We start from the raw sequence: 26,648 nt of genomic DNA on the forward strand, positions 1-26,648 counted from the left end.
CCGTGTGCACAATGGAGCGTGAACCGTCGGACGAGAGGCACACACCGTGACGCAGGACCGCCCGACGCGTCGCCGGCGAGGCACGACCCTGAAATTGCTCGGGGCCGCCGTGGTCGTCGTCGCTCTGGTGATCGTGCTCGGCACCGTCGACCTGCCCGATCCGTCGTACATCCGAGACCGAGTGGCGTCGGCCGGGCCCTGGGGCATCGCGTTGTTCGTCGTGCTCTACGCCGTCCTGTCCGCCACTCCGTTCCCCGCCAGCACGTTGACCATCGCGTCGGGACTGCTGTTCGGTCTGGCAGTGGGCGCAACCGTCGTGGTGTTCGCCGCGACGATGGGGGCGTACCTCGGGTACTGGGGAGCGAGGGCGCTGGGCCGCGGGCAGGTGGCCCGCACCGAATGGGACAGGCTCCGCCGGCTCGACGCCATGCTCGGCCGTCGGGGATTGCTGTCGGTTCTGCTCGTGCGTCTGGTGCCGCTTCCGTTCTCGTTGGTCAACTACGCGGCCGGAGTCAGCGCGGTGGGCCAGCGCGACTACGTGGTGGGCACCATGATCGGCATCGTGCCCGCGACCGTCGCCTACACCGCACTCGGGGCCTACGGAACGTCTCCGCTGTCGTGGCCGTTCGCTATCGCACTGCTCGCGGTGCTGGCGATCGCGGCCGGTTCGGCCCTGTTGGCGCGACGCCTGGGACTCACCGGAGCTGCCGAATGATCGACAGCTTTCTGCGCCGCCATCTCGAAGGCCCGCTCGATCGCTGTGCCCGCACGCTCGACCGCCCGTCGATCACGCCCGACCGCATCACCGCCGCCGGACTGGTGCTCGGTCTCGGTAGTGCACTGGCGGCCGGCCTGCAGTTCTGGTTGCTCGCGTTGGCCTTGTGGATCGTCTCCCGCACCGCCGACGGCCTGGATGGGCCGCTGGCGCGTAGGCGGGCGACAACTGCCGGTGCCGGTGGATTCTTCGACATCACCGCCGATTTCGTGGTCTACGGAACCACCGTGGTGGGCGTCGCGGTGGGTGCCTCGGCCGCATACGACGCCCCGTGGTGGCCGTTCCTGCTGGTGCTGTTGGCGTACTACATCAACGGCACCGCGTTTCTCGCGTTCTCCTCGGTCGCCGAACGCAACGGCCGCACCATCGACGACGGCCGCTCGCTGTCGTTCCTCGGAGGCCTGGCCGAGGGTGCGGAAACGATTGCGGTGCACAGTCTCTGGCTGCTGCTGCCCGGTATCTCATGGCAGATCGCGGTGGTCTGGGCGGCAGTGGTTGCGGTCAGTTCCGGTCAGCGGATCATCGCCGGCTATCGCGCCCTCTCCTGATCCATCTGCTCCGCCCTTTCGCCAGTACGGCCGTTGCCCGCGAGATGACGGGAGAACTCAACTGCGCCTTCACGTCTGCGATCGCAGCGTTCCACGGACCGTCGTTGTACGTCGGATACGGGTGGGTGGCTCCGGCGAGGTCTCGGGTCCTCAGCCCCTGCTCGATGGCGATGATCAGCTCCCCGATGGTCTCGCCCGCTCGAGGTCCGACCACGCAGGCCCCGACGATACGACGCTTGGCGTCGAGCACCAGCGTCGTCGATCCGTTCGTTGCCCCCTCGGTGACGGCGCGGTCGACGTGGTGGTGGTCGAGGGTCTGCAGTCGCAACCCGCACTGCCTGGCGGTGCGTACATCGATTCCGGCCGAGGCGATCTCGGGCTCGGTGAACGTCACTCGTGGAGTTCCCGTGGTACTCACCTTTCGCCGAAGGCCGAGGACTGCATTGCTCGCGGCCAGACTGCCGTGCACGCCTGCGGTGTGCGTGAACTGCGGGTGACCGGTGAGATCCCCGGCCGCCCAGATGCGAGGATTGGTGGTCCGCAAATTTTCGTCGACCTGTACGAATCCGTTGTCGCTCAGAGCCACTCCGGCCGTGTCCAAGCCGAGTGCCGCGGTGCGCGGCGTTCGTCCGGTGGCGATCAGAACCCGGTCGAATCCGAGTTCGACGCCCGTGTCGGTGGTGGCCGAGCCGTCGTCGATGCGCACGACGGCGGTGGAGGTCAGGACCCGCACGCCCTCGTTCGTGAGGTTCCGAGTCAGTACGGACGAGGCCGACCGGTCCTCGCGGGGAAGGATCGTGGCCGACCGCCCGACGAGGGTCACGTCCGACCCGAGACGCGAGAATGCCTGCGCCATCTCGCAACCCACCGATCCGGCTCCCACGATCAGCAGTCGCTGCGGTAAGTCCGTCAGATCCCAGAGGGTGTCGCTGGTCAGGTAGTCCACGTGCTCGATGTCGTCGATTGCCGGCACCGTGGGATGCGCGCCGGTGGTCACGATTGCCTGACCGAAATGCAGTATCCGCGTTCCGACTCTCACAGTGTTCGGACCGGTGAAGACCGCGTCGCCGCTGATCACCTGTACTCCGGCCTCGGTGAGGGCCGCAGGTGAATCGATCGGCGCGATCTCGGCGATCGCACCGTGCACGTGCCGCATCACGCGCGCGAAATCGACGCGCGGCGGTTCGGTGTCGATGCCGAAGCGGGACGCGAATCGAACCGTCGCGGCCACCGAAGCCGCCGCGAGCAATGCTTTGGACGGAACGCATCCGGTCCACAGGCAGTCGCCGCCGGTGCGGTCACGCTCGATCAGTACGACACGTACACCGAAGCCCGCCGCGGTCTTCGCTGCCACGATGCCGGCGGTACCGCCGCCCACGATGACCACGTCGGCACGGTTCTCGGGCACACTCGAAGACGAACGACGGATTCCCATACCTCCCACTATGCCTGCGCCTTGGAGAGACCCGAGATGAGACGACCGACCAAGTACACCGTCTCGGCGCGCCTGTACGACGTGATCTCCTTCGAGTGGCCGGTGTATCGCGCCGGGCGGGAGGCGGCGTTCGAGTTGCTGAATCTGCCTGTGGGGAGCCATGTTCTGGACCTCGGCTGCGGGACGGGGCTGAATTTCGCGGGGCTGCAGCGGATGATCGGCCCGACCGGCTCGATCACCGGAGTCGACGCCAGCCCGCAGATGCTCGAACAGGCCCGACGGCGAGCCGACCGGTTCGGTTGGAGCAACGTCACGCTCGTCGCAGCCGACGCCACCGCCCTGACGTCCGCGGATCTGGGGGAACAGGCCCCGTTCGATGCGGCCCTGAGCACCTACGCGCTGTCGCTGATGACGCCATGGCAGGCGGCCCTCGAGGCGATGATCGCGGCGACGAGAGTGGGCGGCGTCGTGGCTGTCGTCGACATGCAGCGTCCCGTCGGATGGTCGGCGGGGTGGACCCCGCTGGCGAAACTCGCGTGTCGACTCGGTGGGTCGGACATCGAGGCTCATCCGTGGACGGCGATGGCGCCACTGCTGCGGGATCTGTCGACTCGCGCTGTCCGCGGCGGCCACATTCAGATTCGCGTCGGGACGGTCAACTCCGGCTCGGCAGAGCCGAGTTCATGAACGGTGGCGTCGAACGGCACATCGGCGCGCGAGGTCTGCCTTGTCGAACGGCGATCGAGTCAATGCGTTCGGCGATACCGCCAGCGTCCGCGCATCGGGTGCATCGCTACCCGGATATCCGATCGAGCCATTCGGCCAACAACTGCCGCTCCGAATTGCTCAGTACGTCGACTTCGGAAATCGAGGCTCGCAAGGCAATCGCTGCACCGTGCGCAGAGCTCTCGGGATACCGAGGTGTGTCGACGACTATGTGGCGCATGACTGCATCGAACAGCTCGTCGGCCAATCCGACGTCTCGGCGATCGTGCTGTGTGCCGAGGATGGTCAGGACAGCACCCGTACCCGCGGCATGAACCAGCTCCACCGCGCGCTGCTCGGTGACCCGAAGTCGGCCGGTGCGGGCTATCCGGCGAATCCGTGCCGCGAGAACCGCTTCTCCTTCCCGGACCGCGGGAGAATCGGGCACTCGACCAGGGTCGCTGAGCAGAGCGAACAAGGTTGGGTTGGCGATTCCGAACTCGATCTGTGCGCGCCATCCGGTTCTCAGATCCTCCACGGGGTCACCATTCTCGGCGAGCTCATTGTCTGCGATCTCGGACTTGGTGGACACATAGGTGGCCATGACATGTTCGGCCACGGCGTCGAGCAGACCATTCTTGTCCCCGAACAATCGGTAGATTGCCGGTGCCTGAACCCCGGCCGACTCGGCGACGCCGCGAGTGGTCACCGCCCCCGGGCCGTTTTCCTGCAGAAGCCGAGCTGCGGCATCGACGATTCGTTGACGTGTGCTGTCTCTGGTGCTCGTCGACGAATCCCTCACGTATCGACGATAACGCACTGTTGATATCGTCATGTTTCCGATGTTAGCTTCTAGATGATTCCATTGATAACAGGAGGTTGTCATGATCGTCATCACCGGAGCTACCGGGGCATTGAACGGTGCCACCGTCGACCATCTACTCGAACGCTTTCCCCCCTCGGAGATCGCCGTCGCGGTTCGCGATGTGGCTCGGGCGCAGCGCTTTGCGGATCGAGGCGTGCAGGTGCGTCGAGGCGACTATGACGATTCGGACTCGCTTACGACGGCGTTCGACGGGGCAGACCAGGTGTTGCTCGTCTCGTCCAGCGATCCCGGGGCCGACGCGACAGCGTTGCATCGCAACGCGATCGATGCGGCGGTCGCCGCCGGTGCCGGACGCATTCTCTATACGAGTCACCAGGGCGCGGGGCTCGACAGTCCGTTCAAGCCTGCGCGCGATCACGCTGCGACCGAGCAGATGTTGGCCGACAGCGGTGTGGCGTGGACGTCGTTACGCAACGGTTTCTACGCACACAGCCTCGATTTCGTCATGGGCGATTGGCGCGAGACCGGCGTTGTATCCATACCCGTGGACGGCCCTGTTTCGTGGACCGACAGAGCGGATTCGGCGGAAGCTGCCGCCGCGATACTCACGTCGGATGGCGCATACGAGGGCCCTACGGTGTTGACGGCCCGCGATGCCCCGACAATGACCGAGGTAGCGGCCATCGCGTCACAAGTCGTGGGTCGAAAGATCCAGGTCTCGATCGTGGGTGAGGAGCAGTGGGTCACCGATCGCGTGGCTGCAGGTGCGAACGAGTTCATGGCTCGCTTCACCCTCGGCATCTTTGTCGCCGCCCACGACGGCCGATTCGCCGGGACCGACCCGCTGTTGGGCGAACTGCTCGGTCGCGAACCACGAACTACGCGTGACTTTCTCGTTTCGAGTGAACGCGCGACGTGACATGGCCGTGCCCGCCACCGTTGCCTTCAGTGTATCGCCGGGTAGGGGGCTTGCGGCAAGACCCCGTCGGCGGTGCACACTCTTCCGGCTACCGACACGGAGGAGTTGTGATGGCAGACATGGCCGATACACCGGAGCGATTTCGCGTACACGAGTCCGGTGCCTACTTTCATGGCACGAAGGCCGATCTCGAGGCCGGTGACTTCTTGGTCCCCGGCTATCGCTCGAATTATCGTCCCGAGCACATCTCGAACTACGTCTACATGACCAAGGTGCTCGACGGTGCCGTGCTCGCGGCCGAAATGGCCGTCGGCGAGGGGAATCCGCGGGTCTACATCGTGCAGCCGACCGGCAGTGTAGAGGACGACCCGAACGTCACGGACAAGAAGTTTCCCGGCAACCCGACCCACTCCTATCGCAGTGCAGAACCGGTACGCATCGTCGCGGAGATGACCGACTGGGTCGGTCATTCGCCCGAATACCTGCAGCGTTTCCGAGACGGTCTGGAGGCGTTGCGGCGAACGGGAACTGCCGTTCTCTACGACTAGGCGACACTCTCCGGTGATTTTTCGCTCGGGCCGAGGTTCACCCGATCACGACGGCACGTGCGTTGCGGTCACCTGATCGGAGCCGATTCGCCGAGAGCCTGCGAAAAGCGTTGGGGTGAAAACGAACAACGACAAGCCGGCCGCACCATCACTTCTTCTGGCGTCGGCTCCCGCCGTGCCAGTCCTGGACCACGCCCGCTTCGTCGTCCTGCACACCGAGGGCCTTCAACTGAGGAAGCTCACGCAGGCTGCGCTTCATCTCGGCGAAGCCGGGGAACCGAGCGAGGCCGATCACGTTGTCCCACAGTGCTACTGCCTCCTCGTCGCTGGGGAGTCGGCTGATCACCGGGCCGAAGAAGGCAACTCCGTCCGGCGGCTCGAAGGCGATGATGGGTGTGCCGACGTCCTTGCCGGTCAGTGACAGCGCATGATCGGTTTCGGCTCGGATCTCCTCGTCCAGAGACGAGTCATCCAGTGCTGCGGTGTGACGGGTGGGTAGCCCGAGTTCTTCGAGGATCGGCCCGAGGAATTCCGCGGTGCCGCGATGTCCGTGGCTCGCAGCGTCGTCGGGCACCACCTCGGTGTCGAAGATGTGCGTGCCGAGGGCCTCGTACAGTGGCCCGATCGCGTCCGACCCGTGCTCGCGACGAATGTCGGCGGCAGCCCGCAACAGTCGCAGACCTGCGGTGTGACCGGCCTCGTACTCGGGTGGAAAGTGCGCGTCGTAATCGATGTGCGAATTGAGCAGGCGCAGCGAGATGAACCGCCAGTCGACGGTGTAGTCGCGTTGGGCTTGGACCTTGCGGACCCATTTGCTGGTCATCCAGGCGAACGGGCACACCGGATCGAAGTAGAAGTCGATATCGGCCATCGAGGGGACGCTCCTTCTGGGACGGAAGTTCCGTGTGGTCGACGGTATACCCGCGCCGACACTGTCAGTTCTCGCCCAACAGAGCCGCGCGCTGCTCGTTCACCACCGCGCGGATGGCGTCGACCACCGCCGACACCTCCGGCCGTCGCAACGTTTCGCTTCGGGTGACGAGCCAGTAGGTCAGTTTCACCGCGATGGCGTCGGGCAGGATTCGTTGTAGGTCGGAGTGGCGGTCGGCCATGAAGCACGGCAGCAGTCCGATGCCGGCCGAGGCGCGGGTCGCCTCGACGTGGACGAAGACGTTGGTGGAGGTGACCGATTCGCGCATCGTCGGGGTGAAGTTGGGGGCCAGATCGAGATCGTCGACGTGCAACATGGAGTCGATGAAATAGATGAACGGGTGCGCGGAGAGGTCGGCCGGCACCTGCGGAGTTCCGTGGTCCTTCAGATAGGCCTCGGAGGCATAGAGGCCGAGTAGATAGTCCCCCAGCCGGATGGCCTCCGCGCGGTGCACCTGCGGTTGGCCGACGACGATCTCGATGTCCAGGCCCGATCGCTGCTGCGATGCCCGTCGGGTGACCGCGACGATCTCGACACTCACCCGCGGGTGAGCGCGCTGCACCCGCGCCGCGGCCGGGGCCGCGATGTAGGCACTGAAGCCATCGGTCGCCGAGATGCGCACGACGCCCTCCAACGCACCCGCGTCGCTCGAGACGAGGGTGCGCAGCGCGTCCTCGACGGCCTCGGCAGCGGCCAGCGCTCCGCGGCCCAACTGCGTCAGCTCCCAGCCACCGGCACCCCGCGTCAGGACCCGGCCACCGAGGGTGTCCTCGAGCGCGGCGATGCGTCGGGAAATGGTCGTGTGGTTGATACCCAGGTCGTCGGCCGCAGAACTGTAGCGACCTGTTCGACTGACAGCGAGCAGCACCAGCAGGTCGTCTGCACTGGGGATCTTCGCGCCACCGAGCGTCATGTCTGCAGTTTTGCAGATCCGACCTGCGTTCATGGCTCTTGCGCCGAGAAACATCTGCACCAATACTCAGAGCAACCCGCCAATGTGTGGTCTGTCACAAGAGTGACCATCGAGTGCCGAGTAACACAGGAGAGTCAATGAGCGTCGATCAGCCGCTGGCAGAACGGTCCGAACCGGACCCCGATGCCACCCCCGCAGGCCTCAAGAAGGTCGTCGGGGCATCGATGGCAGGCACCATCGTCGAGTGGTACGAGTTCTTCCTCTACGGAACCGCCGCGACACTGGTGTTCAGCAAGATCTTCTTCGCCGCCGGAACCAGCGAGCTCGACGCCATCCTCGCTGCCTTCGTCACCTACGCCGTCGGCTTCGTCGCACGACCGTTGGGTGGCATCGTCTTCGGCCACTACGGCGACAAGTACGGCCGCAAGAAGTTGCTGCAGTTCAGCCTCGTCCTCGTCGGCGGAGCCACGTTCCTCATGGGCTGCCTGCCCACCTTCGAGGCGATCGGCTACTGGGCACCGGCCCTGCTGGTGACCCTGCGATTCATCCAGGGCTTCGCCGTCGGCGGCGAATGGGGCGGCGCGGTTCTCCTTGTCGCAGAACACAGCCCCAACAAGTCCCGCGGATTCTGGGCCAGCTGGCCGCAGGCAGGCGTGCCCGCCGGCAACCTGCTCGCCACCGTCGCTCTGCTCGTCCTGACGACCACCCTGTCCGACGAGGCCTTCCTCAGCTGGGGCTGGCGCGTCGCGTTCTGGCTCTCTGCCGTCATCGTTTTCGTCGGCTACTACATCCGCACCAAGGTCTCCGACGCCCCGATCTTCCTCGAGGCCCACAAGCAGGCCGAGGTCATCAAGGCCGCGTCGTACGGTGTCTTCGAGGTCGTCAAGCGTTACCCCCGTGGCGTGTTCACCGCAATGGGCCTGCGCTTCGGTGAGAACGTCATGTACTACCTCGTGGTCACCTTCTCGATCACGTACCTCTCGGTGGAAGTGGGAACGGATACCTCCACGATCCTGTGGTGGATGCTCATCGCCCACGCGATCCACTTCTGCACGATTCCGTTGGTGGGCAAGCTCGCCGACCGCGTCGGGCGTCGCCCCGTCTACTTCGCCGGTGCCATCACCGCCGCGACGTGGGGCTTCTTCGCCTTCCCGATGATGAACAGCGGACACAACGTCGTCATCATGCTGGCCATCATCATCGGCCTGATGTTCCACGCCTTCATGTACGCCACGCAGCCGGCCATCATGGCCGAGATGTTCCCGACGCGGATGCGCTACTCCGGTGTGTCCCTCGGCTACCAGGTCACCTCGATCGTCGCCGGTTCGCTGGCCCCGATCATCGCGGTGAAGCTGCTCGACGTCTACGGCTCGTCCGTGCCGATCGCGGTGTACCTCGCCGTGGCCTGCGCGATCACCGTGGTTGCCGTCGTCATCGCAAGGGAAACAAAGGGACTGGCGCTCGAAAGCATCGACATCGCCGACGCCAAGAACCTGGCCACCGAAGCCGAGCTGGCCAAGGCTGGTTTGCTCGATCAGAATGTGAAGCAGTGACCGACCTGACCGGACGCTCCGCCCTCGTCACCGGGGGAGCGTCCGGCATCGGGGCCGCGTGTGCACGCGAGCTCGCCGGCCGGGGCGCCCGCGTCACCGTCGCCGATGTGAACGACGTTGCCGCAAAGGAATTGGCGTCGGAGATCGGCGGTGACGTCTGGTCGGTGGATCTGCTCGACACCACCGCTCTCGACGACCTCCGATTGGACGTCGACATCCTGGTCAACAACGCGGGCATTCAAACCGTCGCACCGATCGTCGACTTCGACCCAGGCGCGTTCCGCAGAATTCAGACCCTGATGGTCGAGGCTCCGTTCCTGCTCATCCGAGCTGCCCTGCCGCACATGTACTCTCGCGGCTTCGGCCGAGTGGTCAACCTGTCTTCGGTACACGGACTGCGGGCATCGGAATTCAAGGTCGCCTACGTCACCGCCAAGCACGCACTCGAAGGCATGTCGAAAGTGACGGCCCTCGAAGGTGCCGCCCACGGTGTGACGAGCAACTGCGTCAACCCGGGATACGTGCGCACGCCGCTGGTCGAGAAGCAGATCGCCGACCAGGCCAAGGCACACGACATCCCCGAGGACGAAGTACTCGAAAAAGTCCTGTTGACCGAGGCTGCCATCAAGCGACTCGTCGAACCCGCCGAAGTCGCCTCACTGGTCGGCTGGTTGACCTCCGAGCACGCAGGCATGGTCACCGGAGCGTCCTACACGATGGACGGTGGTTGGTCGGCTCGATAGTCCGCGCCCCGCGTCAATGGACCACTGCACACGTCTGAGCGTGTCAATGTGCCATCGACGCGGAATCGTGAACTGGGTGGATGGACCCTTGCACACGTCTGACCGGTGCAAGGGTCCATTGACGCGAACGGGGTAGGCGCGAACCAGGGCGGGCGGGTGAATGGACCCATCCCGAACAGCAAGAAGCCCCCGTGACGTGTCACGGGGGCTTCTCTGGCGGAGGATAGGGGATTTGAACCCCTGAGGGCGTTAACCCAACCCGCGTTCCAGGCGAGCGCCATAGGCCACTAGGCGAATCCTCCGTGGGGGAGCTTACCCGGTTACCCCCACCATCTCCCAAATCGGGAGGCGCGAAGGGTGGTGATGTGTTGCCCGGCGGGAGGCGGCTACACTTCCTAACGGATCCCGCGCGGCGCGCATCCTGTGAACTCCCCCAGGGCCGGAAGGCAGCAAGGGTCAATGGGCTCTGCCGGGTGCGCGGGGTCCCCTTTATTCAGTGGCAGCAACACTGTCCGGGGAACCCAGTCACCGAGAGGCCGCTCCGCATGTCAGCGCAAACCCAGTTGGGTCTGATGAACCATGAGGAGCTTGCCTCCGAGCACGAGCGGCAGAGCGCGAAGTACACGCAGCTCAAGACCGAGAATCTGAAGCTGGATCTCACCCGCGGCAAGCCGTCACCCGAGCAGCTCGATCTCGCTGCCGAGCTGTTGACGCTCCCGGGCGCGGACTACAAGGACGGCAACGGCACCGATTGCCGCAACTACGGTGGGCTCGCGGGCCTGCCGGAACTGCGCGCCATCTTCGGTGAACTGCTCGGCATCCCGGTGAAGAACCTGCTGGCCGGCAACAATGCCAGCCTCGAGATCATGCAGGACCTCGTGGTCTGGGCGCTGCTGCACGGTCTGCCCGACTCGCCGCGGGCCTGGTCGGCCGAGCCGAACGTGCGCTTTCTGTGCCCGGCTCCCGGCTACGACCGGCACTTTGCGATCACCGAGAGCTTCGGCATCGAGATGATCTCTGTTCCCATGGGACCCGACGGCCCCGATGTGCACGAGATCGCCAACCTGGTGGCGTCGGACCCGCAGATCAAGGGCATGTGGGTGGTGCCGAACTACGCGAACCCCACCGGTGCCGTCTACTCCGAGGAAGTTGTGCGAGCGCTGGCCACGATGCCCACGGCTGCACCGGACTTCCGTCTGTTCTGGGACAACGCCTACGCGGTGCATCCGCTGACCGAGGAGTTCGCGCCGTCCTATGACGTCATCGGGATGGCGGCGGAGGCCGGTTTCCCCAATCGCGCGTTCGTGTTCGCCTCGACGTCGAAGGTCACGTTCGCCGGTGCGGGCGTCAGCTTCTTCGGCAGTTCCGAGGAGAACCTTGCCTGGTATCAGAAGCACCTCGGTAAGAAGAGCATCGGACCGGACAAGCTCAACCAGCTACGGCACCTGCGATTCTTCGGTGACGCCGAGGGGGTGCGGGCTCACATGGCCAAGCATCGCGAGATTCTGAAGCCCAAGTTCGCGCTGGTGCAGCAGATTCTCGAGGACCGGCTCGGTGCCTCGAAGATCGCGTCGTGGACCGAACCCAAGGGTGGTTACTTCATCAGCCTCGACGTGCTCGAAGGGACGGCTGCGCGGTCGATCGCGCTGGCCAAGGATGCCGGAATCGCTCTGACGGCCGCCGGCTCGGCCTTCCCGTACGGAAAAGATCCGGAAGACAAGAACATTCGCCTCGCCCCGAGCTTCCCGTCGCTCGGTGAGCTGGAGAAGTCGATGGACGGCGTCGCGACCTGCGTTCTGCTGGCCGCGACGGAGAAGCTCCTCGAAAGCTAGTGGTGTGGTTATGCGCCCCTGAGGCGCATAACCACACCACTGCGCGTAGCGCACTAGTGCCCGACGACAACCGCACCTTCGGGAGCCGACGGTAGCGGTCCCTTCTTCAGCAGCGTGGCCGACAGCACTGCGCCGAGCAGGAAGATTCCCGACGCCCACCAGAACGTGGTGGTGTAGCTGGCGATCTCGGCATTGGCCTGCAGCAGAGCCGCGTCGGTTGCCGTCGCCATGTTGGAGCTGACGTAGCTGGTGGCGGCGTTGGCAGCCACTGTGCTCAGGAGCGCCGTGCCGATCGAGCCGCCCACCTGCTGCATCGTGTTCACCGTTGCCGATGCGACGCCGGAGTCGTCCGGGTCGACGCCCGAGATCGCGCCCTGCATGGCCGGTGCCATGGTGGCCCCGAGTCCGAGGCCCATGATGACCAGGCCGGGCAGGATGTGCGTGACGTAGCTGCTGTCGATGTCGATCTGCGTCAGCAGTCCCATTCCGACCGAGGCCACGATCAGGCCGGTCGTCATCAGGATGCGCGGCCCGAAGCGGGGGAGGATCAGCGCCGTCGACAGGGTGGCGGTGAGGATCAGCGACGCGATCATCGGCATGAACGCGAACCCGGTGGTGATGGGTGTGTACTTCAGGGTGTTCTGCAGGTAGTAGGTCAGGAACAGGAATACCGCGAACATGCCTGCGCCGGTGACGAATACGGCCAGGAACGATCCCGCACGGGTGCGATCGAGGACGATGCGCAGCGGCAACAGGGGGTGCTCGACGCGCATCTGGATGGTCACGAATACCGCGAGCAGAACGACACCAGCGGCGAGGAATCCGAGGGTGACCGAGTTGCTCCAGCCGTCGGACTCGGCGTGTGCGAAGCCGTAGACGATGGAGAACAGTGCAGCCGAGACCGCCAGGGTGCCGGGGATGTCGAGCTTCGGCCGGACGTCGACCTTGTGCTTGGCCAGGAACAGGAACCCGCCGACGAAGGCGAGTGCAGCGAAGATCAGGTTGACGTACAGGCTCCAGCGCCAGTTGGCCCATTCGGTGAGCATGCCGCCGAGCAGCAGGCCGAGTGCGCCGCCGCCGCCTGCGATGGCACCGAAGATGCCGAATGCCTTGGCGCGTTCCTTGGTGTCGGTGAAGGTGGTGGCCAACAAAGACAGGGCGGCGGGGGCCAGTAGTGCGCCGAAGAGACCCTGACCGGCGCGAGCCGCGACGAGCATGCCGAAGTTGACGGCCGCGCCGCCCACCGCCGACATCAACGCGAAGCCGACGAGGCCGATGAGGAAGGTGTTGCGGCGACCGAAGAGGTCGCTGAGCCGTCCGCCGAGCAGCAGCAGGCTGCCGAACGCGAGGGCGTATGCGGTGACGACCCAGGAGCGATCGGCGTTGTCGAAGCCCAGGTCGAGCTGGGCAGCGGGGAGTGCGATGTTCACGATGGTCGCGTCGAGCACGACCATGAGCTGGGCCAGGCCGAGCGTGGCGAGAATCAGCCATCGATTCCTTTGCGCACGTTCGTCCGCCGGTGTCGTGGTCGACGTCGCGTCGCCCACGTTCTCCGATGAAAGGGTGGTCATGGTGTCCTCGGTTCGACTATGCGGAGGTGTATCCTCCGGTTGTAGAACAAGGTAGCAGCGAAGTGGAGGACTGTCCTCCGCTTATCGGGTGAAACGGACATCGAATGAGTGTGAGAGCCGACACATCGGCAGCGAAGCCCCTCCGTGCGGACGCCGAACGCAACCGTCGACGCATCGTGGACGCGGCGCGCGAACTGTTCGCCTCACGCGGAATCGACATCACACTCGACGACGTCGCTGCCCACGCCAAAGTGGGCGTCGGAACCGTCTACCGACGGTTCTCCTGCAAGGAAGAGTTGATCGACGGCGTCTTCGAGCAGCGACTCGAAGACATGCTCGCGACCGCGGAGCGCGCACTCGAGGCCGAGGATCCGTGGGAGGGGCTGGTGCAGTTCCTGGCCGAGGTGTGCGAGGGGATGTCCTCCGACAGGGGACTCGGTGAGGTCGTCCTCGGCTCGGACGAAGGCTGTCGCGGCATCGCTCGGGTTCGTTCGCGTATCGATCCGTTCTTCGAGAAGATCGTCGAGCGAGCGCTCGCGTCCGGGCAGCTGAGGTCCGATATCGCGGTCAACGACTTCTATCCGGTGCTCGGCATGATCGGCGCGAGCGTCGAATTCTCCAGCGCCGTCGATGCGACCAACTGGCGTCGCTACTTCACCGTCCTCCTCGACGGTCTGCGGGGCGACGGTGTCCCGCGCTCGGCGCTTCCAGGGCGTCCCTTCACCAGCGACGAGGTCGACATGGCCAAGACGGTGATGCATCGTCGTCGACGCTGAGTGAACTGGGTCCACGTCACGAAACCCTTTGCGTTGTGCGATCGATCACGTAGGGTCCCTAACGGAATTGAGTGCTACCCGATGTACCGCTTACTCGGGAGCTGGGGATCGACGTTGGGGGATTCGAGTTGCGTTCGACGCGTGTCATTTTTTCGGCAGTAGCGGTATCCGCGGTGCTCATCGGTATGACCAATCCGATTGCATCGGCAGCCCCGGGCTCCGGATCGTCGACGGGTTCCACCGTCGAATCGGACTTCTACGTACCGCCGAGCCCGCTGCCCGCAGGCTCCCCGGGTGATGTGATCCGGTCCGAGCCGTCGCATCTCGCTCTGTCGGTCCCCGGAATCGGTGGCCCTCTGCCCGGCGCGGCAACGCGAATCATGTACCGCAGCACCGACTCCAACGATGCGGCCAATGCCGTCACGGGCACCTACATCGATCCTGCCGCACCGTGGACCGGGCCGGGCCCGCGTCCGCTCGTCGTCCTCGCCCCAGGAACCCAGGGCCAGGGCGATCAGTGCGCGCCATCGAAGATGCTCAACAACGTCATCACCTACACCCCGCCGCTCGGCTTCATGGTCGAGTACGAGGTACTCGCCGCATACTCCCTGCTGTCGCAGGGATACGGCGTCGTCATCACCGACTACGAGGGCCTCGGCACTCCCGGTGCGCACACCTACGTCAACCGCGCCTCGGAAGCGCACGCTGTGCTCGACGCCGCCCGCGCAGCGCAGAACCTGCAGGGCACCAAGATCTCCGCGGACGGTCCGGTCGCGGCGTACGGCTACTCGCAGGGCGGCGGAGCAGCGGCTGCTGCAGCGGAAATCGCCGGAGAGTACGCACCGGAGATCGACCTCGTCGGCACCTATGCGGGCGCACCCCCGGCGGATCTGAAGGCGACCCTCGAGCAGGTCGACGGCACCATCCTGACCGGCGTGATCGGCTACACCCTCAACGGTCTGCTCAATTCCGATCCCGGTCTGCAGCCGATCGTCGACGAGAACATCAATGACGCAGGCAAGGCCATGCTTAACCTGGTGGCGAATCAGTGTGTGGGAGAAACGATTCTGAACGTCGGGCTGCACCGCACCAACGAGTACACCAAGACCGGCGAGCCGCTCTCGGTTGTACTGGACCGGCTGCCCATCGCCGCGGAAATCCTGGCCAAGAACAAGATCGGTGAGCGCACGCCCAACGCTCCGGTGCTGATCCAGTCCGGTACGTCCGACGACATCGTGCCTCACGGACAGGCCGTCGGGCTGGCCGGTGACTGGTGCGGCAAGGGTGCCACCGTGCAGCTGAGTGCCGCGCAGGTACCCGCAATCGTGCCGGGTTCCGGTGCCGGACACCTGATTCCGGACCTTCTCGGTCTCGGCGAGGCGCAGAACTGGATCAAGGATCGGTTCTACGGAGTGCCCGCGCCGTCCAACTGCTGATCTGCCGATGTACGGCCCGCGCGGGTCAGCGCGGGCCGTACATGATCACCGCCACGCCGATCAGTGCGATCGACGACCCGGCGATGTCCCAGCGATCGGGTCGAAAGCCGTCGGCCACCATCGCCCACAGCAGTGATCCCGCAACGAACACACCGCCGTATGCCGCCAGGATCCGACCGAAATTGGCGTCGGGCTGCAGCGTCGCCACGAAACCGTAGGCACCGAGGGCGATCACGCCCGCTCCCGCCCAGAGCCATCCGCGATGTTCGCGGACCCCCTGCCACACCAGCCACGCCCCGCCGATCTCGAACACGGCCGCAACCGCGAACAGCATGACCGACTTCACAATGTTCATGCGACAAAGGCTCCCACAGCCCCGACCTGGTGTAGAAAGATGCCTTTGGGGGTACAGGCCTACAGGCCCCGCGTCGAGGGCCGAGTCGGTAGGGGTGAGTTTCACATGCGGGACAGTTACACGGAGACGCTCGATTCCTTGGCGTCGAACCTGTCCGAAATGTCGCGAATCGCCGAGAAGGCAATGGTCGACGCCACCCGTGCACTGCTGACCGCCGATATCGTCATGGCCGAGCAGACCATCGAATACCGCGAGGAGATCGATACCCTCGCCGCCGAGTGGGAGCACGGAGCATTCGGCTTCCTGGCCCTGCAGGCACCGGTCGCCCACGATCTACGACGCGTCGTCTCCGGGATCAATATCGTCGCCGACCTACAGCGGATGGGCGGACTCGCCGTCCACGTCGCAGAGCTGGCTCGCCGCCGCCATCCCGCGCACGTACTTCCGCCCGAGGTCGAGGGAGTGTTCGAGGAGATGGGCCGGGTTGCCGTCGCCCAGGCAGCGGCCACCCAACGCGTGCTGGAAACCCGAGACGCCGAACTCGCAGCCGACCTCCGGATCCAGGACGAGGAGATGGACGCGCTGCACCGCAGCCTGTTCATGCTGACCTCCGCACCCGATTGGCCGCACGGTGTGCCGGCCGCAGTGGACATCACGCTGCTCGGACGCTTCTACGAGCGATACTCGGACCACACTGTCGAGGTCGCCAAACGCGTCATCTTCCTGGTGACCGGCGATCGCCCCACCGACGAGTCATAGTCTGCGCGAACGGCTCGAAGATGGCAGGATCGGCACGATGAAACGTGACGTCTCTGCGTACCTCGATGTCGACGTGACCGAGGCCAGCACCCTCGAGTTCCAGATCGCAATCGCACCTCATCCGGGAACCGATGTGTGGGAAGCACTCTCGTTCACACTCGACGGTCAACCGATCGAGGCGCAGGAGATCAGCGGCGCTCACGGCACCCGCATCCACAAGATCCACGCCGACGTCGGCAAGCTCGAGGCGTCGTATTCGGCGACCATCTACGGCAACACCGAGCCTGCTCCGGTCTCCGACTACGACCTCTCGCTCTACCTGCGGCCGAGTCGATACTCCGAAGCGGACAAGTTCTTCGGTTTCGCGGCAACGGAATTCGGTTCCTACCCGCCGTCGGAGAAGCTGCTCGCGGAGGTCTCGTCCTGGGTCGGTGCCCGTCTGAGCTACGTCCCGGGCAGCAGCGACCCCATCGACGGCGCGGTCGACACCCTCCTCGCCGGAGCCGGAGTCTGCCGCGACTACACCCACCTCGTGGTGGCCCTGCTGCGTGCGGTCAACGTCCCCGCTCGCCTGGTCGCGGTGTACGCACCGGGCTGCGATCCCATGGACTTCCACGCGGTCGCCGAAGCATTCGTCGAAGGCCAATGGCGAGTGGTGGACGCGACGTGCCTCGCACCTCGATCGACCCTGGTGCGCATCGCCACCGGACGCGATGCATCCGACACCGCCTTCCTCGACAACCACGGCGGATCGATCATCCTCAACAGCGCCGTCGTCGGAGCCGTCGTCGACGGACCACTGCCCTTCGACGACATCACCCAGCTGGTCTCGATCACCTGATCGCACGAGTACACGCGCGTGGCAGGATCGAGGCCATGTCTCGCACACTGCACCTCGTCGGCGATCCCGAGGCCGATGCACTGCTCGCCGAGGATCCGTTCGCGCTGTTGATCGGCATGTTGCTCGATCAGCAGGTACCGATGGAGTCGGCGTTCGCAGGGCCCAAGAAGCTCGTCGACCGTCTCGGCGACCTGAAAGTCGACACCGTCGCCGACGCCGACCCCGAGGAATTCGCGGCCCTGTGCGCGCAGACCCCGGCCGTCCATCGGTTCCCGGGTTCGATGGCCAAGCGCATCCAAGGGCTGGCGGCGTTCCTGGTCGAGAACTACGACGGGAAGCCGCAGGAGATCTGGACCCGCGATGATCCCAACGGTGCCGAAGTGCTGAAACGGCTCAAGGCCCTCCCCGGCTACGGCGATCAGAAGGCCCGCATCTTTCTCGCGCTGCTCGGTAAGCAGATGGGCGTCACGCCCGACGGGTGGCGCAAGGCCGCCGGACCGTACGGCGACGACGGAGCGCGTCGATCCATCGCCGACGTGGTGGACGAGAAGTCGCTGCTCGAGGTGCGCGAATTCAAGAAGGCGGCGAAAGCGGCAGCCAAGAACAAATAAGTCTGTCGGTGCCGGTCGTTACAGTGACCAGAACTTTCACCGGGGGGCGAGATGGCCGACAGTATCGGGACGTACGAGGGCTGGCTGGCGTCTCTCGACGAGGACGCGCTGACCGATCTGCTGCACCGTCGGCCGGACGTGGCCACCGACCCACCACCACGCTCGTTCGGCTTGCTCGCGCAGTTGCTCGAGGCCCCGTCTCGGGTGTCGATGCTGCCGCGTCGACTCGACAGCGGTGCGCTCGCTCTCCTCGAATTGTTCGCGCTGATGGGCGATCTGAGCCGCGCGGAGATCGGGCACTGGGCGAGTGAGGGGTCGATCAACGAGACACCACACATCGATGCAGCTCTGGCCACACTGACGGCCCACGGGTTGATCTGGCCGAATTCCTCACTCGGCGCAGGCACTGTCGAATACTCACCCGTCGACCTGTCCGGGGTGTTCTCGCATCCGTTCGGACTGGCCCGCAGGCAGCGAAAGCTGTTCCTGCACTGCGCAGTCGAGCAGGACAGGGTGGCTGTGCTTGCGCTCCTCGGTATCGACCCGACGCTCGAGCGAGCGGCGCGCGCGGACTCCGTTGCCACTGCCATGACGCCCGAACGTATCCGGGCACTGTTCGACGGCGGGCCCGAGGAGATGCGAGAGATGTTGTCCCGCTTCGTCGATGGCAAGCCGGTGTCACTGATCTTCGATGTTCCTCCGACTGCAAGCGCGGCCGCATTCGAGCGGGGATTGTTGTATCGACTCGACGGGCACCGCGTCGAGATGCCGTTGGAGGTGAGCATCGCCCTGCGAGGGGAGCGGTGGCGTCTGCCCATCGAACTCACGCCGCCGACATTCGACACCCGAGTGCTCTCGCACGACGACGTGCGGCGCACACGTTCGATCGCCCTGCTGCAGTTCTGCGAACACACGCAGGCGTTGCTGACGGCCATCGACGCCGACGGCCTGACGACGATGAAGACCGGTGGCGTCAGTGCCAAGGGGATTCGGTCGCTGACGAGCAGGCTGGGATTCGCCGACGAACACGACACCGCGTTGATGCTGATGCTGGCCCGCGAAGCCGGACTGCTGGCCGAACGCGGGAAGACCGGAATCGCGTTGACTTCGGCGTACGAGACGTGGTCCACGAGCACGCGGGCCGAACAGGCGGCCACATTGCTGACGGCATGGTGGAGTTCGCCCTTCACGCCCACCCACCGAGTGCCCCGTGCGTCCCAGAAGACCGTTCCCGTTCTCAAGAAGATGCTCGACGACCCGGCGGCAGCGGACCTGCGTGCGACGGCGCTGACGGCTCTGCTGCGATACGAGGACGCCGACGCGCCGGCGACGGTTCTGCATGGTTCGGAGGATTTTGCCCGGTATCTGGACTGGCACATCCCGGTCGTCTCGACCAGCGCCGGGGCCGGTCACGTGCACGCGCTGTGGCTCGAGGCCGGTCGACTCGGGGTACTGGCCGACGGTGCGCCGACCGATCTGTGCCGCACCCTCACCGAGTTCCCTGCGGGTCGAGACGGCGACCCTCGCGAGATCCGCGCGGCTCTGACAGCACAGTTGCAGGACATGGCCGGGTGGGTTCCGTTCTCCGTTCGGCTGTTGCCCGATTCCACGGCGGTGGTGACCGGACCACCCAGTACCGAGGTGGCGTCGATACTCGGCTCGGCGGCGCAGCCCGAGTCGAGGGACGTCGCGTCGGTCTGGCGTTTCACCCCGGCGACCATCCGGGGCTTCTTCGACACCGGCGGCACCGGCGAGGAGTTGATCGATGCGTTGACCGCGATGGCCGACACCGAGTTGCCTCAGGCACTGGACTACACGATCCGAGACTGCTGGCGCAGCTACGGCGCACTGGCCGTGAGGAGGATCCCGTGCGCGATCGTCTCTGAGGACGTCGTCCTGTTGACGAACATCGAGACCGACGAGTCACTGGCCGTGCTGCAGTTCCAGCGCCTCGCTCCCACCGTCCTGGTCAGTTCGGCCACGCCCATCGACACCATCGCCGTGCTTCGCAGGCACGGATACTCCCCGGTGCGGCACTCCGACACCGGGCAACTCCAACTCGACAGCGCGCCTCGAATCCGCACGGGGGAGACTCGGGAGACCCATCGTGCCGTCCACCCGGCACGGCACCGCCGCGAACCACGCGAGCTCGCGCGGCTCCTGCTGGCCGGCGGCGACGGAGCCGTCGACGAGGCACGAGTGCGGTCTGCACTCGATTCACACAGCCGGCTGCTGCCGCGTGAGCTGGATCTGTTGACCGACGCCGCAGCGCGCGGCACACCCGTCTCCATCGACTACCAGAACTCCAGAGGAGCCATCGTTCGGCACGCGATCTCGGATGCGCTGCAGGACGGCCACTGGCTGCACGCGCTCTCGGAATCGACCGGCAGCCGCGAGAGCTTCGCCATCATGAACATCAGAGCGGTATCCACCCGTCCACAATGACCGGCGATGCAACTGTGTCCGTGGTCGCCGGTACCCTTTCGGGCGTGGCCCTCTACCGGAAGTACCGTCCCGCGACGTTCGCCGAGGTCGTCGGTCAGGAGCACGTCACCGAGCCGATCAGCGTGGCGTTGGACAGCAACAGAATCAACCACGCGTACCTGTTCTCCGGGCCGCGTGGCTGCGGAAAGACCTCCTCGGCGCGCATCCTCGCCCGATCGCTGAACTGCGCCGAGGGTCCGACGTCGACCCCCTGCGGCGTGTGCAACTCCTGCGTCGCCCTCGCACCGGGCGGACCCGGCAACTTCGACGTCGTCGAGATGGACGCGGCCAGCCACGGTGGCGTCGACGATGCGCGAGATCTGCGAGACAAGGCCGTGTACGCCCCGGCTGAATCGCGCTACGTCATCTTCATCATCGACGAGGCACACATGGTGACCCCGGCGGGCTTCAACGCGCTGCTCAAGGTCGTCGAGGAGCCACCAGAGCACCTCGTCTTCATCTTCGCCACCACCGAGCCCGAGAAGGTGCTCCCCACCATCCGCTCGCGTACCCACCACTACCCGTTCCGGCTCCTCGCGCCGTCGACGATGCGCGGTCTGCTCGAGAAGATCTGTGGCCAGGAACAGGTTCCGGTCGAGGATGCGGTCTACCCGCTGGTCATCCGCGCCGGCGGAGGTTCGCCCCGTGACTCGCTCAGCGTCATGGATCAGCTCCTGGCCGGAGCCGGACCCGAGGGCGTCACGTACCCGCGCGCACTCTCGCTTCTCGGCGTCACCGACGTCGCACTGATCGACGAAGCGGTCGACGCGTTGGCCGCGGGCGACGGCGGCGCACTGTTCGGCACCGTCGACAAGGTGATGGACGCGGGCCACGACCCACGCCGCTTCGCCATCGACCTCCTCGATCGCATGCGAGATCTGATCCTGATGAAGGCCGTGCCCGACGCCGGAGAACGCGGTCTGGTCGACGTTCCCGGCGACGTCCTCGAGAGACTGCGTGACGAGGCCGATCTGCTCGGTTCGGCGACACTGACTCGGTACGCCGAGATCGTGCACTCGGGCCTCGGCGAGATGCGCGGTGCCACGGCCCCGCGTCTGCTGCTCGAAGTGATGTGTGCCCGAATGCTGCTGCCCTCGGCGTCCGACGCGGAATCGGCGGTGCTGCAACGACTCGAACGCGTCGAGCGCCGCCTGGACGTCACCCTTCCGGCGGGGGAGCAAGCAGCCGTCGCCCAGGCAGCCGCAGATCCGACGCGACCGCAGTTGCAACCCACCGAGGAACCCGCGCCCCCGGGTCCGGCACCGGTGAGCAAGTTTCAGCGACCGTCGCAACGTCCACCGGCCGCAGAGCCGGCAGCGCCCGCACCGGCACCTGCTCCAGTGGCGCCCGCACCCGCTGCCTCGATTCCCACACCGGCACCGGAGCCTGCACGACCCGAGCCGGCCCCGATACCCGAGCCCGCTCCGACACCCGAGCCCGCTCCCACACCCGAGCCCGCTCCGGAACCGGTTTCGGCATCACAGGAACCGGCCCCCGCTGCCTCGGTTTCCCACGAAGATTTTCCGCCGGAGCCCGAGGACGATTACGGCCCCGAGCCGGATCCGGTGTTCGAGTCGGAACCGGAACCCGTGGCGGCCCCCGCCGCCGTGTCGAGCGAGCCCGACGCAGCCGCGGTTCGAGCTGTGTGGTCGGAGGTGCGCACGAAGGTACGAGACCGGAGCCGGACCGTCGAGGTGATGCTCTCCGGTGCCTCGGTGCGCACCGTCGAGAACGGCACCATCACGCTCGGTCACGACTCGGCACCGCTGGCCAAGCGGCTGGAGGAACCGCGCAACGCCGACGTCATTCGCGACGCTCTGCGTGACGTATTCGGGGTCGAATGGTCGGTGGTGTGCCTGGTCGGTGCGGCGGCACCGCCGGAACAGTCATCAGCAAAAAAAGATGAACCGGCAGCGAAACCCGCGTCGCTGCCGAAGTTCTCGAGGCCGAGCCAGGCAGGGGCTTCCCGTCCCACGTCGGACGGGTTCGGATCAGCGGGCGATGGATCCTCGGCCGGCATCGGGGCGGACGACATTCCGATGCCCGAAGCGCCGGACTACCCCGACGAGCCCGAGCCGGTAGGGCCACCGCCACCGGAGACCCCGGAGGACGAGGAAGAGCTGCTCAAGGCCGCGGCCGAGCCTGCCGATCCGACGGTTCGACGCGATCCGGAGACCGTCGCGATGGAGCTGCTGGTCAGCGAACTGGGAGCGGTACCGCTCAAGGAGACCTGATCGACGGGTGACTCAGCCGACGGTCAGGTCCTCGTTGTCGGCGAACACCAGGCGTCCGCTGTCGAGCGCCACGGCCCAACGCCGTGCCACCGCCCAGTCCCGGGAGGTGGTCTCGGGTGTCTGGACACCGAAGTCCTCGACGATCGCCCCGGTCTCGTACGTGTCCTGAGCAGCTTCGTCATCGGTGCCGGTGGTGTGAATGCGTACTTTGACGCGAGCGCCCACGGTCAATTCGTTGTTGGTTTCCATGGAGGTCTTCTTCCGCGCTCGGTAGATCTGATCTATCGGAGTGTCCCACGATCAGGTCGTTCAAACGTGAACCTTCGCGTCGGTCATGTACAACGCTCGTTTCGGTCCTTACGCCGGATCCATCGCCCGCCCTACTGTGGCATGAGCTGAGGTCTGTCATGGCCTCGCACCGACGCGGTCGGCCGGCACGGCGACCGCAAGAAGATCGAGTATCTGGAAGGAACTGCGCGCTGTGACTACAGAGGCATTCATTTACGAGGCCATCAGGACTCCCCGAGGCAAGGGAAAGAACGGCTCCCTGCATTCGGTGAAGCCGATTTCCCTGGTGACCGGTCTGATCGACGAGCTTCGTCGACGGTTCCCCGACATGGACGAGAACCGGATCTCCGACCTCATCCTCGGCGTGGTCTCACCCGTCGGAGATCAGGGTGCCGATATCGCGCGCACGGCGGTGCTCGCAGCGAAGATGCCCGACACCGTCGGCGGCTTCCAGCTCAACCGCTTCTGCGCGTCCGGTCTCGAGGCCGTCAACCTGGCTGCACAGAAGGTGCGCTCGGGCTGGGACGAGCTCGTCATCGCCGGTGGCGTCGAGTCGATGTCGCGTGTGCCGATGGGCAGTGACGGCGGCGCGTGGGCCATGGACCCCGTCACCAACTACGACACCTACTTCGCCCCGCAGGGCATCGGTGCCGACCTCATCGCGACGATCGAGGGGTTCAGCCGCGAGGACGTCGACGCATATGCCGTCCAGTCGCAGGAGCGCGCCGCCGCAGCGTGGTCGGGTGGCTACTTCGCGAAGTCCGTCGTTCCGGTCACCGACCAGAACGGCCTGCTCATCCTCGATCAGGACGAGCACATGCGTCCGGGTAGCACCGTGGAATCGCTCGGCAAGCTGAACCCGGCCTTCACCGGTATCGCGGCCATGGGCGGATTCGACGATGTGGCGCTGCAGAAGTACCACTGGGTGGAGAAGATCGATCACGTGCACACCGGCGGAAACAGCTCCGGCATCGTCGACGGCGCAGCACTCGTCCTCGTCGGCAGCGAGCAGGCCGGTAAGGATCTGAACCTGGTTCCGAGGGCGCGCATCGTCGCGACCGCCACCAGTGGTGCCGATACGACCATCATGCTGACCGGGCCCACCCCGGCGTCGAAGAAGGTTCTCGCGACCGCGGGCCTGACCGTCGACGACATCGATCTCTTCGAGCTCAACGAGGCGTTCGCCTCCGTTGTGCTGCGCTTCCAGAAGGATCTGAACATCCCGAACGAGAAGCTCAACGTCAACGGTGGTGCCATCGCCATGGGCCACCCGCTGGGAGCGACCGGAGCGATGATCACCGGCACCGTGCTGGACGAGCTCGAGCGCCGCGGCGGCCGGTACGCCTTGATCACCCTGTGCATCGGCGGCGGCATGGGCGTCGCCACCATCATCGAGCGAGTCTGAGGTATTACGATGTCTGACAACATGATTCAGTGGGACCAGGACGCCGACGGTATCGTCGTTCTGACGATGGACGACCCCAACCAGGGCGCCAACACTATGAACCAGCTGTACAAGGATTCGATGGGAGCGACCGTCGACCGCCTCGAGGCCGAGGTCGACTCCATCACCGGCGTCGTGATCACCTCCGCCAAGAAGACGTTCTTCGCCGGCGGCGATCTGCACACGCTCATCGCTGCCAAGCCCGAGGACGCTCAGCAGGTGTTCGACGAGGTGCAGGAAGTCAAGGGCCAGCTGCGTCGTATCGAGAAGCTCGGCAAGCCGGTCGTGTCCGCCATCAACGGCGCAGCACTCGGCGGCGGACTCGAGATCGCGCTCGCGACTCATCACCGCATCGCGGCCGACGTTCCCGGCGTCCAGATCGGTCTTCCCGAGGTTTCCCTCGGCCTGCTGCCCGGCGGCGGTGGAGTCGCCCGCATCACGCGACTTCTCGGCATCCAGACCGGCTTCATGACCGTGCTCGCGCAGGGCACCCGGTTCCGTCCGGCGAAGGCACTCGAGATCGGTCTGATTCACGAGTTGGTCGGCAGCATCGACGAATTGGTGCCCACCGCCAAGGCCTGGATCAAGGCCAACCCCGAGGGTGGCGTCGCACCGTGGGATGTCAAGGGCTACAAGATTCCCGGCGGCACGCCGTCCAATCCGAAGCTCGCACAGATCCTGCCCGCATTCCCGTCCAATCTGCGCAAGCAGATCAAGGGCGCTCCGATGCCTGCACCGCGTGCGATTCTCGCGGCGGCGGTCGAAGGTGCGCAGGTCGACTTCGACAACGCGTGCACCATCGAGTCGCGGTACTTCACCGAGTTGGTCACCGGCCTGGTGTCCAAGAACATGATTCAGGCGTTCTTCTTCGATCTGCAGGCGATCAACGCCGGCAAGTCCCGTCCCGACGGCATCGAGAAGACCACCTTCACCAAGGTTGCGGTTCTCGGCGCAGGCATGATGGGCGCGGGCATCGCGTACGTGTGTGCCAAGGCCGGAATCGACGTGGTGCTCAAGGATGTTGCTCTCGAGGCGGCGCAGAAGGGCAAGGCGTACTCCGAGGCCATCGAGGCCAAGGCACTCTCGCGTGGCAAGACCACCCAGGAGAAGTCCGACGCTCTGCTCGCGCGGATCCACCCGACGGCCGACGCCAAGGACGTCGAAGGCGCAGACCTCGTCATCGAGGCCGTCTTCGAGTCGGAAGAGTTGAAGCAGAAGGTGTTCCAGGAGATCGAGGACCTCGTCGATCCGACGGCGTTGCTCGGTTCCAACACCTCGACGCTGCCCATCACGAGCCTCGCTCAGGGCATCAAGCGTCAGGAAGACTTCATCGGAATCCACTTCTTCTCGCCCGTCGACAAGATGCCGCTGGTGGAGATCATTCGCGGCGAGAAGACGTCGGATGCGGCCTTGGCCAAGGCATTCGACCTGGTGCAGATCATCAAGAAGACCCCGATCGTCGTCAACGACAGCCGCGGCTTCTTCACCTCGCGTGTGATCGGCACGTTCATCAACGAGGCCATTGCGATGCTGGGCGAGGGCGTCGAGCCGTCGACCATCGAGCAGGCCGGTCTGCAGGCCGGTTACCCGGCTGCGCCGCTTCAGCTCTCGGACGAGCTGACGCTCAACCTGATGCAGAAGATCCGCAAGGAAACCTACGACGCCCTCATCGCCGCGGGTCAGACTCCTCCCGAGGATCCGGCCGGTGCCGTCATCGACAAGATGGTCGACGAGTTCGAGCGTCCGTCGAAGGCCAAGGGCGCGGGCTTCTACGAGTACGAGGACGGCAAGCGCACCGGACTGTGGCCCGGACTGCGTGATGCGTTCAAGTCGGGTTCGGCGGACATCCCGTTCGAGGACCTCAAGGAACGCATGCTGTTCATCGAGGCCATCGAGACGCAGAAGTGCTTCGACGAGGGTGTGCTGAACACCACCGCCGACGCCAACATCGGCTCGATCTTCGGCATCGGCTTCCCCGCCTGGACCGGAGGCGTGCACCAGTACGTCGTCGGCTACCCGGGAGGTCAGGCCGGATTCGTCACTCGTGCAGACGAATTGGCGAAGAAGTACGGCGATCGCTTCCAGGTTCCTGCTTCGCTGCGCTAGTGCCGAGGCAGTGGT

General features: G+C 65.6%; 24 protein-coding genes, 1 tRNA gene and 1 other RNA gene. 18 read left to right on the forward strand and 8 right to left on the reverse strand.

Features of this window, described 5'->3' with window-relative positions:
- Nucleotides 1-46 precede the first annotated feature (46 nt).
- Both CH249_RS12190 and CH249_RS12195 read left to right on the forward strand, forming a co-directional pair.
- The gene (locus tag CH249_RS12190) at nucleotides 47-715 is read left to right on the forward strand and encodes a TVP38/TMEM64 family protein (protein ID WP_230596763.1); all 669 of its coding nucleotides are present in this window, start codon (nucleotides 47-49) and stop codon (nucleotides 713-715) included.
- On the forward strand, nucleotides 712-1,323 hold the full coding sequence (locus CH249_RS12195) for a CDP-alcohol phosphatidyltransferase family protein (protein ID WP_094646619.1): 612 nt from the start codon (nucleotides 712-714) through the stop codon (nucleotides 1,321-1,323). The genes CH249_RS12190 and CH249_RS12195 overlap by 4 nt, the downstream gene beginning before the upstream one ends.
- On the opposite strand, the gene CH249_RS12200 is transcribed toward CH249_RS12195, so the two are convergent.
- Nucleotides 1,295-2,731 carry an NAD(P)/FAD-dependent oxidoreductase gene (locus tag CH249_RS12200; RefSeq protein WP_256988293.1) on the reverse strand — a complete coding sequence of 479 codons (1,437 nt, stop codon included), beginning with the start codon at nucleotides 2,729-2,731 and terminating at the stop codon, nucleotides 1,295-1,297. The genes CH249_RS12195 and CH249_RS12200 overlap by 29 nt on opposite strands.
- A 63-nt stretch (nucleotides 2,732-2,794) precedes the next feature.
- Here CH249_RS12200 and CH249_RS12205 point away from each other — a divergent pair, with 63 nt between their 5' ends.
- Nucleotides 2,795-3,445: a class I SAM-dependent methyltransferase gene (locus tag CH249_RS12205; protein WP_094682103.1), complete on the forward strand. Its 651-nt coding sequence runs from the start codon at nucleotides 2,795-2,797 to the stop codon at nucleotides 3,443-3,445.
- 106 nt (nucleotides 3,446-3,551) lie between these two features.
- On the opposite strand, the gene CH249_RS12210 is transcribed toward CH249_RS12205, so the two are convergent.
- Nucleotides 3,552-4,265 (reverse strand): TetR/AcrR family transcriptional regulator, encoded by a 714-nt coding sequence (locus tag CH249_RS12210; protein WP_218828366.1) that lies wholly within the window; start codon nucleotides 4,263-4,265, stop codon nucleotides 3,552-3,554.
- Between the two features lie 82 nt (nucleotides 4,266-4,347).
- Between CH249_RS12210 and CH249_RS12215 the strand changes: the two genes are divergently transcribed.
- Both CH249_RS12215 and arr read left to right on the forward strand, forming a co-directional pair.
- The gene (locus CH249_RS12215) at nucleotides 4,348-5,208 is read left to right on the forward strand and encodes an NmrA family NAD(P)-binding protein (protein WP_094646622.1); all 861 of its coding nucleotides are present in this window, start codon (nucleotides 4,348-4,350) and stop codon (nucleotides 5,206-5,208) included.
- A gap of 119 nt (nucleotides 5,209-5,327) precedes the next feature.
- Nucleotides 5,328-5,756, forward strand: coding sequence for an NAD(+)--rifampin ADP-ribosyltransferase (arr, locus tag CH249_RS12220; protein WP_032395579.1), 429 nt, complete (start codon nucleotides 5,328-5,330; stop codon nucleotides 5,754-5,756).
- Nucleotides 5,757-5,904: 148 nt separating this feature from the next.
- Here the strand turns inward: arr and CH249_RS12225 are convergent, their stop codons facing one another.
- A complete protein-coding gene (locus tag CH249_RS12225; protein WP_032395321.1) occupies nucleotides 5,905-6,627 on the reverse strand; it encodes a hypothetical protein in 723 nt (240 codons plus the stop codon).
- A 64-nt stretch (nucleotides 6,628-6,691) separates the two neighbouring features.
- On the reverse strand, nucleotides 6,692-7,600 hold the full coding sequence (locus CH249_RS12230; protein WP_179273014.1) for a LysR family transcriptional regulator: 909 nt from the start codon (nucleotides 7,598-7,600) through the stop codon (nucleotides 6,692-6,694).
- 137 nt (nucleotides 7,601-7,737) lie between these two features.
- On the opposite strand from CH249_RS12230, the gene CH249_RS12235 reads away from it, so the two are divergent.
- A complete protein-coding gene (locus tag CH249_RS12235; RefSeq protein ID WP_032395319.1) occupies nucleotides 7,738-9,153 on the forward strand; it encodes an MFS transporter in 1,416 nt (471 codons plus the stop codon).
- Complete coding sequence (locus CH249_RS12240; protein ID WP_032395318.1) at nucleotides 9,150-9,896, forward strand: 3-hydroxybutyrate dehydrogenase; 747 nt, start codon at nucleotides 9,150-9,152, stop codon at nucleotides 9,894-9,896. The genes CH249_RS12235 and CH249_RS12240 overlap by 4 nt, the downstream gene beginning before the upstream one ends.
- Nucleotides 9,897-10,110: 214 nt before the next feature.
- Here the strand turns inward: CH249_RS12240 and CH249_RS12245 are convergent.
- Nucleotides 10,111-10,198: transfer RNA gene (locus CH249_RS12245), tRNA-Ser, on the reverse strand.
- 95 nt (nucleotides 10,199-10,293) lie between these two features.
- Between CH249_RS12245 and ffs the strand changes: the two genes are divergently transcribed.
- Both ffs and CH249_RS12255 read left to right on the forward strand, forming a co-directional pair.
- Nucleotides 10,294-10,388, forward strand: an RNA gene (ffs, locus tag CH249_RS12250) — signal recognition particle sRNA small type.
- A gap of 53 nt (nucleotides 10,389-10,441) precedes the next feature.
- On the forward strand, nucleotides 10,442-11,728 hold the full coding sequence (locus CH249_RS12255) for an aminotransferase class I/II-fold pyridoxal phosphate-dependent enzyme (RefSeq protein ID WP_094646623.1): 1,287 nt from the start codon (nucleotides 10,442-10,444) through the stop codon (nucleotides 11,726-11,728).
- Between the two features lie 53 nt (nucleotides 11,729-11,781).
- Here CH249_RS12255 and CH249_RS12260 read toward each other — a convergent pair whose 3' ends face one another.
- A complete protein-coding gene (locus CH249_RS12260) occupies nucleotides 11,782-13,299 on the reverse strand; it encodes a DHA2 family efflux MFS transporter permease subunit (protein ID WP_094646624.1) in 1,518 nt (505 codons plus the stop codon).
- A gap of 104 nt (nucleotides 13,300-13,403) precedes the next feature.
- On the opposite strand from CH249_RS12260, the gene CH249_RS12265 reads away from it, so the two are divergent.
- Nucleotides 13,404-14,075 carry a TetR/AcrR family transcriptional regulator gene (locus CH249_RS12265; protein ID WP_094646625.1) on the forward strand — a complete coding sequence of 224 codons (672 nt, stop codon included), beginning with the start codon at nucleotides 13,404-13,406 and terminating at the stop codon, nucleotides 14,073-14,075.
- Between the two features lie 185 nt (nucleotides 14,076-14,260).
- Entirely contained in the window at nucleotides 14,261-15,511 is a 1,251-nt protein-coding gene (locus CH249_RS12270; protein ID WP_094632215.1) for a lipase family protein, read from the forward strand.
- Nucleotides 15,512-15,536: 25 nt separating this feature from the next.
- On the opposite strand, the gene CH249_RS12275 is transcribed toward CH249_RS12270, so the two are convergent.
- Entirely contained in the window at nucleotides 15,537-15,866 is a 330-nt protein-coding gene (locus CH249_RS12275; protein WP_032395314.1) for a YnfA family protein, read from the reverse strand.
- A gap of 105 nt (nucleotides 15,867-15,971) precedes the next feature.
- Between CH249_RS12275 and phoU the strand changes: the two genes are divergently transcribed.
- From phoU to CH249_RS12300, 5 genes are read left to right on the forward strand one after another with little or no spacing between them, the layout of a single operon-like run.
- Nucleotides 15,972-16,625 carry a phosphate signaling complex protein PhoU gene (gene phoU / locus CH249_RS12280; protein ID WP_032395313.1) on the forward strand — a complete coding sequence of 218 codons (654 nt, stop codon included), beginning with the start codon at nucleotides 15,972-15,974 and terminating at the stop codon, nucleotides 16,623-16,625.
- Between the two features lie 37 nt (nucleotides 16,626-16,662).
- A complete protein-coding gene (locus CH249_RS12285; protein WP_052049483.1) occupies nucleotides 16,663-17,466 on the forward strand; it encodes a transglutaminase family protein in 804 nt (267 codons plus the stop codon).
- A 35-nt stretch (nucleotides 17,467-17,501) separates the two neighbouring features.
- On the forward strand, nucleotides 17,502-18,077 hold the full coding sequence (locus CH249_RS12290) for an HhH-GPD-type base excision DNA repair protein (protein WP_032395311.1): 576 nt from the start codon (nucleotides 17,502-17,504) through the stop codon (nucleotides 18,075-18,077).
- 51 nt (nucleotides 18,078-18,128) lie between these two features.
- Nucleotides 18,129-20,522, forward strand: coding sequence for a helicase-associated domain-containing protein (locus CH249_RS12295; protein ID WP_094682089.1), 2,394 nt, complete (start codon nucleotides 18,129-18,131; stop codon nucleotides 20,520-20,522).
- A gap of 44 nt (nucleotides 20,523-20,566) precedes the next feature.
- Complete coding sequence (locus CH249_RS12300) at nucleotides 20,567-22,795, forward strand: DNA polymerase III subunit gamma and tau (protein ID WP_094698931.1); 2,229 nt, start codon at nucleotides 20,567-20,569, stop codon at nucleotides 22,793-22,795.
- 12 nt (nucleotides 22,796-22,807) lie between these two features.
- Here CH249_RS12300 and CH249_RS12305 read toward each other — a convergent pair whose 3' ends face one another.
- The gene (locus CH249_RS12305; RefSeq protein ID WP_094632114.1) at nucleotides 22,808-23,044 is read right to left on the reverse strand and encodes a hypothetical protein; all 237 of its coding nucleotides are present in this window, start codon (nucleotides 23,042-23,044) and stop codon (nucleotides 22,808-22,810) included.
- 232 nt (nucleotides 23,045-23,276) lie between these two features.
- On the opposite strand from CH249_RS12305, the gene CH249_RS12310 reads away from it, so the two are divergent.
- Together CH249_RS12310 and CH249_RS12315 are read left to right on the forward strand one after the other, a co-directional pair.
- Entirely contained in the window at nucleotides 23,277-24,488 is a 1,212-nt protein-coding gene (locus CH249_RS12310) for an acetyl-CoA C-acetyltransferase (RefSeq protein WP_032395308.1), read from the forward strand.
- 9 nt (nucleotides 24,489-24,497) lie between these two features.
- A complete protein-coding gene (locus CH249_RS12315) occupies nucleotides 24,498-26,633 on the forward strand; it encodes a 3-hydroxyacyl-CoA dehydrogenase NAD-binding domain-containing protein (protein WP_032395307.1) in 2,136 nt (711 codons plus the stop codon).
- The last annotated feature ends 15 nt before the right edge of the window (nucleotides 26,634-26,648 follow it).

This window comes from Rhodococcus sp. 05-2255-3B1, from assembly GCF_002258545.1.
In the GTDB taxonomy this organism is placed as follows: domain Bacteria; phylum Actinomycetota; class Actinomycetes; order Mycobacteriales; family Mycobacteriaceae; genus Rhodococcoides.

Excerpts from the sequence above, each read along its gene's own strand:
- CH249_RS12215 (WP_094646622.1), top strand. The coding sequence starts at position 4,348 with ATGATCGTCATCACCGGAGCTACCGGGGCATTGAACGGTGCCACCGTC.
- arr (WP_032395579.1), top strand. The coding sequence starts at position 5,328 with ATGGCCGATACACCGGAGCGATTTCGCGTACACGAGTCCGGTGCCTAC.
- CH249_RS12305 (WP_094632114.1), bottom strand. The coding sequence starts at position 23,044 with ATGGAAACCAACAACGAATTGACCGTGGGCGCTCGCGTCAAAGTACGC.
- CH249_RS12235 (WP_032395319.1), top strand. The coding sequence starts at position 7,738 with ATGAGCGTCGATCAGCCGCTGGCAGAACGGTCCGAACCGGACCCCGAT.
- CH249_RS12265 (WP_094646625.1), top strand. The coding sequence starts at position 13,404 with ATGAGTGTGAGAGCCGACACATCGGCAGCGAAGCCCCTCCGTGCGGAC.
- CH249_RS12195 (WP_094646619.1), top strand. The coding sequence starts at position 712 with ATGATCGACAGCTTTCTGCGCCGCCATCTCGAAGGCCCGCTCGATCGC.
- CH249_RS12225 (WP_032395321.1), bottom strand. The coding sequence starts at position 6,627 with ATGGCCGATATCGACTTCTACTTCGATCCGGTGTGCCCGTTCGCCTGG.
- CH249_RS12260 (WP_094646624.1), bottom strand. The coding sequence starts at position 13,299 with ATGACCACCCTTTCATCGGAGAACGTGGGCGACGCGACGTCGACCACG.
- phoU (WP_032395313.1), top strand. The coding sequence starts at position 15,972 with ATGCGGGACAGTTACACGGAGACGCTCGATTCCTTGGCGTCGAACCTG.
- CH249_RS12290 (WP_032395311.1), top strand. The coding sequence starts at position 17,502 with ATGTCTCGCACACTGCACCTCGTCGGCGATCCCGAGGCCGATGCACTG.
- CH249_RS12205 (WP_094682103.1), top strand. The coding sequence starts at position 2,795 with ATGAGACGACCGACCAAGTACACCGTCTCGGCGCGCCTGTACGACGTG.
- CH249_RS12315 (WP_032395307.1), top strand. The coding sequence starts at position 24,498 with ATGTCTGACAACATGATTCAGTGGGACCAGGACGCCGACGGTATCGTC.
- CH249_RS12230 (WP_179273014.1), bottom strand. The coding sequence starts at position 7,600 with ATGACGCTCGGTGGCGCGAAGATCCCCAGTGCAGACGACCTGCTGGTG.
- CH249_RS12255 (WP_094646623.1), top strand. The coding sequence starts at position 10,442 with ATGTCAGCGCAAACCCAGTTGGGTCTGATGAACCATGAGGAGCTTGCC.
- CH249_RS12275 (WP_032395314.1), bottom strand. The coding sequence starts at position 15,866 with ATGAACATTGTGAAGTCGGTCATGCTGTTCGCGGTTGCGGCCGTGTTC.
- CH249_RS12270 (WP_094632215.1), top strand. The coding sequence starts at position 14,261 with ATGACCAATCCGATTGCATCGGCAGCCCCGGGCTCCGGATCGTCGACG.
- CH249_RS12285 (WP_052049483.1), top strand. The coding sequence starts at position 16,663 with ATGAAACGTGACGTCTCTGCGTACCTCGATGTCGACGTGACCGAGGCC.
- CH249_RS12295 (WP_094682089.1), top strand. The coding sequence starts at position 18,129 with ATGGCCGACAGTATCGGGACGTACGAGGGCTGGCTGGCGTCTCTCGAC.